Below are 10,582 nucleotides of genomic sequence, written 5' to 3' on the forward strand. Positions count from 1 at the left end.
TAATTTCTGTATAGATAATCAGCAAATCAACTTTACCATCGAATAAATGGAAATCCATATTACCAGTGTAGGTTAAAGTTGGATCAATAAGTTCATGTAGATCATATTCTGCTGGGATTGACTATATTCTAAGATATAGTCAATGATGCTCTGAAGCTCAACTTGAAGAGTATCCACTTTCTTTCGCCAATTATTCGCATCAATCTTGAACTGACGATCAAAGCTGACTTTTCAGTTATTACTAGTCATGGAAAAGCTTCTTCATTGCATCATCAGTATTATCAAAAGTTTCAGCAGTGTTAGGAAGAAGGCCTTCTTCTTCCGCAGAGGCTCGTACAATGGCCTTTCTAGTCTTTTCGTTGAAAGTTACATGTTCTACTTTAGACTCAGTTTTAATTTCAGATGGAACCTTACCTTGAATAACGAATTGCTTAGCAGCCAGAGTAAAGTAACTATTAAGGGTCATATTAATACTATCTAGCCCCCTGACTAGTTCTTTACGGAGTGCCGGATCAAACGAATTGTTGAACCAATTTTTTCTTTAAATGTAATTGCAGTCATAGCAAGCACTCTTTTTAAGTATCAGTATGGTGCTTATGTGATACCATAAGTTCTACTAAAATAGACAGTCTAAGAACAATTTCATAAACAAAAAAGAGTGCACTTAGGCACCCCAATCATTGGTACTTTATTACAGACCACGACGACTAAACCGTTTGTGCTCAAATACCTCGTTCTTATCTAAAAATATTATAACATAAATGAGCATATATGATAAAATATTTTTGTGTTTCAAAAGGGATCCACCAACCCAATTGCACTGAAAGGAGGTTAACTCCTTGAGATGAAATATCTCATTCTTATCGTATTAGTGCCTAACAAGCACTTAAAAAAGATATTAAGCGTTTGATTGATTACCTATCTTTTGATCTCCTTTTAGTCAAATTATCTTTTTCAAGGGCAATAGTTCTATGGTGATCGAATTTTATGTAAATATTTTATCATCTAAAACAGTAAATCATTTTTATAAAGGACATACGTTTCTCGTGTCCACTCCGCTAATGTCATCATCGCGTCCAAACTAATATCTTGAAATTTAGGCTCTTCATAAATGACTCGTTTTATATTCAATTCTTCTTTGGGAGACAATGGAAAATTAAAATCTGTTCTCTTCACCACCTGATTAAACACTTTTGCGATGACCAGCAAATTCTGAATACGTGTTCGCTAAATCCGAAAACCATGAGTGTTCCGCAATAAACATAACCTCGGCAGTAGGTACACAGTTAAACAAATTATGCTTTGCAGCTTTAAGTTGACCATCCTTTGTAATTTTAACCACTAGTATAATATGCTTTTCATATCTCTCATGCAGTTCACATTCTAAATAGATTTCATCCTGATTATGAATTCCGCTTTCAGCAATTTTTCGAAGATAAAGTGCCACTAGAATTTTAGGATCTTTAGCGTTATGTGACGAATCTTCCTGATGATCAAATAATAAGCCAATAGTAGTTTTCTCTCTTTGTATCTCAAATTTCAATTTCTTTGCTATCACTATCTAAAACACAAGTCGGTCCATCTCTTTCTTTAGTAGACATGCTACTCATCTCCTTTATATTTTTATGGGATTTAAAATTCGTTTCTCAATGTAAAGAATTTCATCCTTACCTATTAGTTTAAGAAAAATAAAAGTGATTATCGTTTATAAAATCATATGATCTAGTAACGATAATCACTTTTATCCACATAGGATTCTGCATGTTTTCCAGTGCAGATTTCTTTATCACTATTTTTTTGTACATAATTTGGAAGAAACTTTTATTAATCTGATCCTCAGACTACTAATAACTATTGACTTCAACACATTTTCAATAACTCAATTCATTTGGTGCCAGCTTGTCTGAAACAGAAACTCAATTTATTTGCTATGTAGATTTGCACTATATTAATTGCAAGAATATGGTTCCCAAAATTTTAAGTTGATAAACAGTGCTAAATTATAAAAGTAATTCATGATATCATTGAATGATTAACTTTATGAAAGGATGTAGATGTTTTTGGCGAAAGAGAATCAAGTGAATTCTGTTGAGGAATATCTGGATTACTTAAACCGATATACTAAATATGGAGCGTCAGGAAATTTATATTTTCGAGGCCAACTTTCCAAGTTTACTGATATGAAACCATCCGTGGCACGTAAAAAAGAATATTTACGGAATGAAGTGGACTTTTATAAGGAAAATTGTGTCACTAGTAAAAGTATTATTCAAAATTTAGCTAAAATGCAACACGATGGTATTCCAACAAGATTATTAGATTTTACTATCGATCCACTAGTGGCACTTTTCTTTGCTACACAAAAGCCCTATAGAGAAGACTCTAGTATTTATATATTTATTAGACCAAATATTAATGCCAATTCCCTGGAAGTTGAATTCTCTTCTTTTATTGCTACACAGCAAGATAAAAATCTCTCGATTATTGTTAAGGATTTTAATACTAATTTTCACAAATCGCTAAGCTTAGCGGAAGCAAAGGAAATTATATCTAAAGGACTATTTATTCAGCCAAATACTATAGTAGATAAAGAGAATAAGCGAATGCTAAAGCAAAAAGGAACTTTTGCTATCCCAGGAAATACTATTGAAGACAACAAAATTACAGGAATAATTCCATTTGAAAATGATGGTTCTTATGAGTAAATAGTTATTCCCTTTGAATGTCATGAAGAAATTCGTCAGGAATTAAGAGAAAGAGGATATTCTAAAGAAAAATTATTGGACGAGAATGATGAGGAGATACAGTATAAAAAGGTTGATGGAGGTGCCATTACATTAGTTGAACCCAAGACAACTAAGTTTCGTGGTTATCAAATAAAATACTCAATTACTGTAATTACCAATGTCTTATTAACATATGAGGAAATACAAAAAATAGGATATCAAATTGCACTAAGTAGTAAAGCAGAAGTTGTATGGATTTGGTTTAAAAGGAATAGCGCTCCTAATGGCGTTAATATTGTGACGCAACAATGGTTTAAAGAAGATTTAAAATCATTTTTTGGTGATATAGGCAAAAAATATGGCAAATTACTTTTATCTGAAAATAGAGATGAGGGATACGTATGTAGAGATTATTATTCAGCTCATCCTAATATGTCATCAAAGCATTTACCGGTTTCGGAAAATGCTTTGACTGTAAAGTTAGATATTAGAAAATCTGCTAATTCTTTAACGCTTTATACAAATTTATTAAAGGGAACAAAGTTATATGTTACATACCGAGTTAATGGCAGAAAGGAGAAGAGCCTTAATTTGATCGTACAAGGTCAAAAGACAAGGTTGCCATTAGATGGATACCAAACGTCTAATCAGGTTTCTTGTGATGTAATATTGATTGCTTCTACTTTGCAAGATAAACTTATTCGAGATCGATATGGTATAGATTATGAAAACTTAACAGGAGATTTTATTCAAAGATCTAAAATGGATCCAATAGTATGTGGTCTAAAAAACTTCACAATTAACCATAATGATTATTAAGACACAGAGAAACCGCTCAGCCCGAAAGCCAAGCGGTCGTCAAAATCGCTAAACCATGATATAATAAATCTTTAGTTAAAGAATTATATTATTTTAACAATTAGGCTGATAGCTTGTAGCACTCTTATTCTGGTATACGGCAATACACCACCAGACAAGCGCAACAGAGTACACCCTAAAGATGTATCAGCTCCTCAGTTGACAACTTGTGCATTGGTGGTCGCCAGTTCACTTTTTAGGCTCTTTGTCAATCAGTACTGATGAGATATTTTGATGAGGTTAGTTTAAGCAGCGAAGCTGCTTGAGCTGATCTTTTCTTTTGGCTTATTTTTTACCATAAGATTAGAGTTTTTGAGGGTAAGTTGAATTCGAATACGGAAATGATCAAGGTTGTGGAAACCATAAGCCGTTCTTTTAATGGCCTTAATCTTATTATTGGTCCCTTCAATGGGTCCATTAGTAAGATGGCACTGAAAACTATTGATAATCTCTTGCTGGTGGAGCCGAAGTGTCCGTCGCGTTTTTTGAAATGGCTGAAGCAGTTGGGTTAATTTCCAACTTAATAACTGCCTAAGTACAGTTCACGGCACTAATTAAGGTTTGGTAATACTCATACGCGACCTTGAGGTCGTCAGAAAGGGATAGTATCCGATCGACAATCTCACTATTGGACAAACAGGCGTTGCCAAAGATACGGCGACGGTAATAATGCTTAAGCAATTTTCTGCATTAGGAGTTTCCAAAACCGTTTTAGAAGCCGATATTCATGGGTCCCAGTCCCACTGATCCAGACGGCTTGTAAAGCCCGATAGGCTTGCACGACCACATGAAAATGATCGACCACAATTTTAACGGCACAACGTGCCTTAAAAGAATAATGCAATAAGAAGTAGTGATGTAAAGCTTTGGATTGTCGAGGTTCGATAATATCGATGGTCCGGTGATTAAGCGGGTTCATCAGAATCATACTCATCCCACTTTTTGCAAATTGTCCCGATTTAAATCGTCAAACGCACTTGCGACCGGTAACCAGTGACAATTAGAGGTAAAACTATCCTGAATTTGAGTTAACACACGACTGACGGTGTTGGCGGAGACGTTGTGTTGCCGGGCAATGGTGGTTTGCGAAATATTTTGCGTTAATTCTAACGTGATGTGTTGTTTAACCAGGTTCGCAATACGGCAGCCTTTCTGAATGCCCTGACTCGGGGTGACACACGTGACTGGATGTGGGCAGGAAGCCGAAGGCTTACAAAGATATTGTTGTTTAATAATGCTTAACAGCGTTGGTTGCCCAGCAATCGAAAGGATCTTAATTTTGACTGGTCTCCTCCGGAGCCAGCCATTACGCTGCATTAACTGACCACATACCGGACAATGCATTGGTAAAGACTGTAATAAATGAATGACCTTCTGACCACTCTCGATCGAAATGGCCGGTTTATCAAATTTTAAGTAAGGGTCATTGATTCCTGTTAAAAAACTGATATCATTCCACATGAGGATTAAGTTCCCTTTCTGGAGGACAATTACCACTGCTTGTGATTAAGGGGTAATTGTCCGTTTTTTATTTTTCATCATAATACAAAAACAGTACTGACAGTTAAAAAACATCTATCAGTACTGAATATCATAGAACCTCATTTTGGGATGGAAAGATATTATGTTAGTACCGTTGGGTTAAAAAAAGCCAGCGCCTTGAGGCGCTGACTGTACATAACAGCTTAAGCCGTAGCTCAAACCACCCGTTTTACGGGTGGTTATGATTGTTCAGGACAGAATATGAGCTACGATTGTCGCGGCTATTGCAAATATACCACTTATAATAACCTTAGTAATTTCAACATTTTGTTTTAGCCAGTTGGCAAGCTTTCGGCAGAACCTCTTGATATTTAGCCACATCCATCTACATATTAGAACGATGGCTGCAGAAATTAAAAATGAAATAACAAGAGTAGACCAAACGTAAACCTGGTTTGACATACTACTTAATTTTAAAGAATTTTTACAGTATGGCATTATACAAAAAGATGATGCTAATATTACTCCTACTAATAACAATTTTTTCCAATTAATCCCATCCGTCTGGTACTTAAATATAAATAAAGAAAAAATAATCAACACAAATGGGATAAATAATTGATTTACTGACATTAAAATGTCCTTTTCATTTTGTGTCAAACTAGCAATATACTCACTTAACACTATTAGTCCCATTAAAACAAATATCCAAACTATAAATATTGTTAATATGATATCAAAGTTGTTGTTATAAAATTTCTTAAAACTATTTGTTTCTGTTTTATTTTTCATAATAAATATTCTTAATGCTCCTTATTTAAAAAAAGCAAATTATGAATATGATAACTTTATTGTGTATAAAGAAATCTTCATGACATACAAATATGTAAAATTATATATAAAACTAAAAAAGATTTTAACAAAGAAGTTATAAAATAAGAACTACTCGATCTCTATACAGTCACCCCCCCTTTATTTAGAAAGGATTACTCTACTGCTCATACTAATTATTTAGTACTAATATCGTTAGGCAAAAAAGCACTCCATTTGATATATAATAATCATTAATATTACCGGTATCAATATTTTAATTAATACTTTTGCTAATTTTCAACGCAAAGTTTTTCAATTAACTAATATATGGAAAATGTAACCAAGAGAATGAAAAAGATTGTCATATGAACTAAATAAGTCTAAGTATGTTAGCTGTTGTTTCCCTCAACTTCATATCGTACAGTCATTGCAATAATACCATTGATTAACCAGAATTCAACCAAATTAACCTATATAGTAATTTAGTTATCTCTATCGTGCTCCTTATATAATAAGTCTTTTATATTATTTATTTGTTATGGCAAGTTTGAATTTTTAAAAACTTTATGGTAGAACATACCGCACTACCTTAATCTGGCGAACAAGATAAATTAACGGTGTACCTATTAGATAAACAACAACAGGCATTACAAATATATAGACTAGACTAGTCATCCCCAAATGAAATGCTGTTGCAAACACTTTATAAAATAGTACATGTAGAATATACATTCCTAAACTAGAAGATGATGCTATCATAAACAGTCTATTAACTTGTTCATTATTATTATGGTTCTCGCATAATCTCTTAATTAAAATAAACAAAGCAACTGAGTACAACATTGGTCCAATCGAAGATACTACAATAAACTTACCAACTGTTAAATCATTAAATATAGACATAAACAATGTCAAAAAGCCAATTCCCATTAACCAATTTTCTTGTTTTCGTGAAAAATAACTTTCCTTAATTAAATAGCCAAGAATTGAGTATCCGATAAATTCCAAGAGTGAGAATTGAAAATATTCATTATGGATTTTAATTCCCATTAAATTTCCAAACCATGAAGCAAAGTCTTTGGTTATAAACGACATTACAGAGATACCAAATAAATAATTTTTATGTGATTCTGCTGCTAGTGAAATTAAAGGTAAAGCCATATAAATAGCAATAATCGCATAGAAAAACCAGAAAATATTATTAATATTATTATTACAAAATGCCACAATAAAATCTCTGATTCCCGGATTATCATGATAAATCGGTCCCGGAAACGCTGTCCATTTCATATCATATATATAATATAAGACACTCCAAAACAAAAAGGGAACCACAACTCGTTTAATTCGTTTTTTCATAAACAATTTTGTCGTTTGATGTTTACGATAATTTAATAACATTGCTCCCGAATTCATAAAGAAAATGTACACTGCAGGAATAAATATGCTTTGTAGGACATTGCCTAATATTGTGATTGGCATGCCTACCTTCCCAAAATGGGCAATTTGCGAAGAATGTAACATTAAAACAGAAAATATCGCTAAACAATTTAAAACATCAATATAAAGAAGTCGTTCTCTTTTCTCTACCATTAATTTCTCCTATCCTTGCAGAACTCCTTTTGTGGCTCTTGCTAATCGCTCAATCACATTAATTGCTGACTGGAATCCTGGTTGACCATCTGTATATACAGCAATCGTATAACCTGACCAATTCCCACCTGGAATAAAACCAATACTGTTGATATACATATATCCATACGGAATCCAACCATTTTTAATATAGAAATCACTACTTCCTGCCGAAATTCCCCAATTTTGTCCAGCAGAAACATTATGCATCTGGTACTTAATATAGTTCTTTGAATTATTATTAAGATAACTGGTGGAGTTACTTAAGTAAATTGTATCAAGTAACTTTAATTGATCCCCGGGAGTGGTTAACGTGCTTCCCCATGTTGACGTCGTCCCAGTTGAATTCATACCCAGTGCTCGATATAAACTACTCATTCCCTGAACTCCACCAAGGTAGTTATTACAGATAGAGGTTGTTGCATTATTATCACTGTAACGAATCATTTGGGTGGCTAGCCAATTCATATTACCATCCAGATTTCCATTTGTTCGGTGCAGCAACTCCGATAAAACAGCAACTTTTACAGTACTTGCTGTTAGCCAACGATATCCTGGAGCATTAGTGTATGAATAAGTTTTACCAGTAAATTGAGAATGAATTGCTATCCCGATATGCCCTGGTTGACCATTGATAATACTCGACCACACGCTTTGTAATTTATTACCATAAGTATCCTGTCCAATACCTTTATCATCAAAATAAATATTATTTATCCATCTATTTTTAACAACTTGATATGAGCTAGGATCAAAATAGAATAGATTTCCTTGCCAATTATAAGGACCAGATACAATCATTCCATCATCACCAAACATGTACCATTGGCCCCATTGAGATTGTACATAATCATTTTTAACTAATTGATAAGTTGTCGGATCAAAATAGTAGTAAGTTCCTTGCCATTTTTGAACACCAGTTAAAGCACGGCCATCAGAACCTAACAAATATCCACAATCACTACCAGCTGGCACTCGATATGAATTCTTAACCATTAAATAACTACTTGGATCAAAGAAATATAATGATCCCTGCCACTTATATGGCCCAGTTACAATCATCCCATTGTCGCCAAACATATTGATTCCGCACTAATTGCTTCGTTGTCGGATCAAAGTAGTAATACGTTCCTTGCCACTTTTGGACTCCTGTCTGAGCCATTCCATCGTTACCGAATAAATAACCATCTTGCTCACCAGGCATCACAATATATTGGTTCTTTACCAATAAGTAATTTGAGAGATCAAAATAGTATAAAGATCCCTGCCATTGCTGCAATCCGGTTAATGCTCTACCATCTTTTCCTAATAGGTAACCACGATCACTACCATCAGGTACTCGATATGAATCCTTAACCATTAAGTAACTACTAGGGTCAAAATAGTACAATGCCCCATTCATCATGTGCGGTCCAGTAACAATTTTGCCATTCTCACCAAACATGTACCACATTCCCCATTGGGATTGAACATATTGATTCCGCACTAGTTGTTTGGTTGTCGGGTCAAAGTAGTAATACGTCCCCTGCCACTTTTGGACTCCGGACAAGGCTTTACCATCTTTTCCTAACAGGTAGCCATTCCGCTCTCCTGCTGGAACAATGTAAGTATTACGTTCTGGTAAATAAGTAACTGGGCTGTAATAGTAAATGTCACCATTAGTTTCCTTGTAAAGGCCACTGACTACCCGTCCTTGATCATCGATCTGGTATTCATTTCCCCATTCACTAAATTTTTGATTCTTAACTAAACGATATGTTTTGTAATCAAAAGCGTAAAAAGTTCCTTGCCACTTTTGAATCCCATTAAGTACAGCGCCATCTTTATTAGTTAAATATCCTGTATTATTACCATCTGGATCTACATAACTATTCTTAACTAGCTGATAAGTAGTAGGATTAAAATACCAATATGTCCCTTGCCATTCTTGCAAGCCTGATTGAGCTATTCCATCTTGCATTAGATAATAGCTAGTTCCATTCTGCTGATTCATCGTTGGCAACTGAACGTAGTCTCTTCCCTGCGATAATTTACCGTCAATGTAGTAGGCTTGTTGTCCACTATCTGTTTTAACCCATCCATTCTCAACTGAAGAATTTGTATTATTTTCATTCGTTTGGTTATTTCTACCGTTTTGAGACTCACTAGTTTGATTTGAATTTTCTGTACTACTATCTTCGTTATTAACAATTTGTTGTTCATTTATCATTTCTGATTGAGAAGTAGAACTGTCTGCCAATGCATTAAGTTGTCCAACTCCAATGCTCAACGCAATAGTAGCAATTAACATACAACACCATTTTTTGCCACTTTTATATAATTTATAATGTTTCTTCATAATATCCTCCCAATTATATCCTAGTAACTTAATGCTCCCCTAGTTGCAGGATCATCACGCCAATTCCAGTCAAACGTTGCAAATGACATAAAAGCGTTCTTCTCGCCAGTCCAGGGATCATTGTAATAAAAACCACTATTATTATATCCCGTTAATGTTATTGCATGAGTACCAAAGCCGTGCATATGCGCTTGCCACGCAACTACTAAATGTCGGTTTATTAACTGTTTCTTTATAGATTCAATACTCCAACCAGTCATGTTTAAACTGGAACCTAAGTATTTAGTAACAACGGATGCAATTCCACTCGGCGCTACCCATAGCCCATAACCAGTATTACTATATGGATTCCCAACAAAACCATAATAAGGATTACTGCTTCTCGGTGTTTCGTTAGCAACCTGTTCTTTACTAATATTAATTCCAGCATAACGTAGCATCATTGTAACAGCAGTCATTTCACAACCAGTGGGTAATTGTGGTAATTGTGATAATGCAACAGCATTATTTAAAACACTCACTATTGCGCCACCATTATCAATTGAATATGATGCATTATTAATATTAATCGTTTGCCCCTTTACTACTTGATAACTACTTGGATCAAAATAATACCAATTACCACACCACCGATATAATCCACTGACAATTTTGCCATCATCGCCAAACATGTACCATTGGCCCCATTGCGATTGCACATAGTTATTCTTAACCAATTGATAGGTGCTTGGAT

General features: G+C 34.3%; 12 protein-coding genes. 2 read left to right on the top strand and 10 right to left on the bottom strand.

Annotated features, from left to right (window positions below; all coding sequences use genetic code 11):
- Positions 1 to 241: 241 nt before the first annotated feature.
- Positions 242 to 466: a type II toxin-antitoxin system RelB/DinJ family antitoxin gene (locus tag AC1EKL_RS07980; protein ID WP_480189601.1), complete on the bottom strand. Its 225-nt coding sequence runs from the start codon at positions 464 to 466 to the stop codon at positions 242 to 244.
- A gap of 717 nt (positions 467 to 1,183) precedes the next feature.
- Positions 1,184 to 1,558 carry a hypothetical protein gene (locus tag AC1EKL_RS07985; protein WP_480189602.1) on the bottom strand — a complete coding sequence of 125 codons (375 nt, stop codon included), beginning with the start codon at positions 1,556 to 1,558 and terminating at the stop codon, positions 1,184 to 1,186.
- A gap of 502 nt (positions 1,559 to 2,060) precedes the next feature.
- Between AC1EKL_RS07985 and AC1EKL_RS07990 the strand changes: the two genes are divergently transcribed.
- Both AC1EKL_RS07990 and AC1EKL_RS07995 read left to right on the top strand, forming a co-directional pair.
- Positions 2,061 to 2,705 carry an FRG domain-containing protein gene (locus AC1EKL_RS07990; RefSeq protein WP_480189603.1) on the top strand — a complete coding sequence of 215 codons (645 nt, stop codon included), beginning with the start codon at positions 2,061 to 2,063 and terminating at the stop codon, positions 2,703 to 2,705.
- Positions 2,706 to 2,780: 75 nt separating this feature from the next.
- Complete coding sequence (locus AC1EKL_RS07995) at positions 2,781 to 3,545, top strand: hypothetical protein (RefSeq protein WP_480189604.1); 765 nt, start codon at positions 2,781 to 2,783, stop codon at positions 3,543 to 3,545.
- Between the two features lie 284 nt (positions 3,546 to 3,829).
- Here the strand turns inward: AC1EKL_RS07995 and AC1EKL_RS08000 are convergent, their stop codons facing one another.
- From AC1EKL_RS08000 to AC1EKL_RS08035, 8 genes are all read right to left on the bottom strand, one after another.
- Positions 3,830 to 4,087 carry a transposase gene (locus AC1EKL_RS08000; protein WP_480189612.1) on the bottom strand — a complete coding sequence of 86 codons (258 nt, stop codon included), beginning with the start codon at positions 4,085 to 4,087 and terminating at the stop codon, positions 3,830 to 3,832.
- Between the two features lie 170 nt (positions 4,088 to 4,257).
- Positions 4,258 to 4,512, bottom strand: coding sequence for a hypothetical protein (locus AC1EKL_RS08005; protein ID WP_480189605.1), 255 nt, complete (start codon positions 4,510 to 4,512; stop codon positions 4,258 to 4,260).
- 2 nt (positions 4,513 to 4,514) lie between these two features.
- Positions 4,515 to 5,045, bottom strand: coding sequence for a helix-turn-helix domain-containing protein (locus tag AC1EKL_RS08010; RefSeq protein ID WP_480189606.1), 531 nt, complete (start codon positions 5,043 to 5,045; stop codon positions 4,515 to 4,517).
- 270 nt (positions 5,046 to 5,315) lie between these two features.
- Positions 5,316 to 5,858, bottom strand: a complete 543-nt coding sequence (locus tag AC1EKL_RS08015; protein ID WP_480189607.1) for a hypothetical protein — start codon at positions 5,856 to 5,858, stop codon at positions 5,316 to 5,318.
- A 585-nt stretch (positions 5,859 to 6,443) separates the two neighbouring features.
- Positions 6,444 to 7,472, bottom strand: coding sequence for an acyltransferase (locus AC1EKL_RS08020; RefSeq protein WP_480189608.1), 1,029 nt, complete (start codon positions 7,470 to 7,472; stop codon positions 6,444 to 6,446).
- A 9-nt stretch (positions 7,473 to 7,481) separates the two neighbouring features.
- The gene (locus AC1EKL_RS08025; protein WP_480189609.1) at positions 7,482 to 8,591 is read right to left on the bottom strand and encodes a serine hydrolase; all 1,110 of its coding nucleotides are present in this window, start codon (positions 8,589 to 8,591) and stop codon (positions 7,482 to 7,484) included.
- On the bottom strand, positions 8,551 to 9,849 hold the full coding sequence (locus AC1EKL_RS08030) for a KxYKxGKxW signal peptide domain-containing protein (protein ID WP_480189610.1): 1,299 nt from the start codon (positions 9,847 to 9,849) through the stop codon (positions 8,551 to 8,553). The genes AC1EKL_RS08025 and AC1EKL_RS08030 overlap by 41 nt, the downstream gene beginning before the upstream one ends.
- Positions 9,850 to 9,869: 20 nt before the next feature.
- Positions 9,870 to 10,582 (bottom strand): C39 family peptidase (locus AC1EKL_RS08035; RefSeq protein WP_480189611.1); only part of this gene is annotated, 713 nt, incomplete at its 5' end.

This window comes from Limosilactobacillus sp. C0001E2 (genome assembly GCF_056590915.1).

Excerpts from the sequence above, each read along its gene's own strand:
- AC1EKL_RS07980 (WP_480189601.1), bottom strand. The coding sequence starts at position 466 with ATGACCCTTAATAGTTACTTTACTCTGGCTGCTAAGCAATTCGTTATT.
- AC1EKL_RS08005 (WP_480189605.1), bottom strand. The coding sequence starts at position 4,512 with ATGATTCTGATGAACCCGCTTAATCACCGGACCATCGATATTATCGAA.
- AC1EKL_RS08010 (WP_480189606.1), bottom strand. The coding sequence starts at position 5,045 with ATGTGGAATGATATCAGTTTTTTAACAGGAATCAATGACCCTTACTTA.
- AC1EKL_RS08015 (WP_480189607.1), bottom strand. The coding sequence starts at position 5,858 with ATGAAAAATAAAACAGAAACAAATAGTTTTAAGAAATTTTATAACAAC.
- AC1EKL_RS08020 (WP_480189608.1), bottom strand. The coding sequence starts at position 7,472 with ATGGTAGAGAAAAGAGAACGACTTCTTTATATTGATGTTTTAAATTGT.
- AC1EKL_RS08025 (WP_480189609.1), bottom strand. The coding sequence starts at position 8,591 with ATGTTTGGCGACAATGGGATGATTGTAACTGGGCCATATAAGTGGCAG.
- AC1EKL_RS08030 (WP_480189610.1), bottom strand. The coding sequence starts at position 9,849 with ATGAAGAAACATTATAAATTATATAAAAGTGGCAAAAAATGGTGTTGT.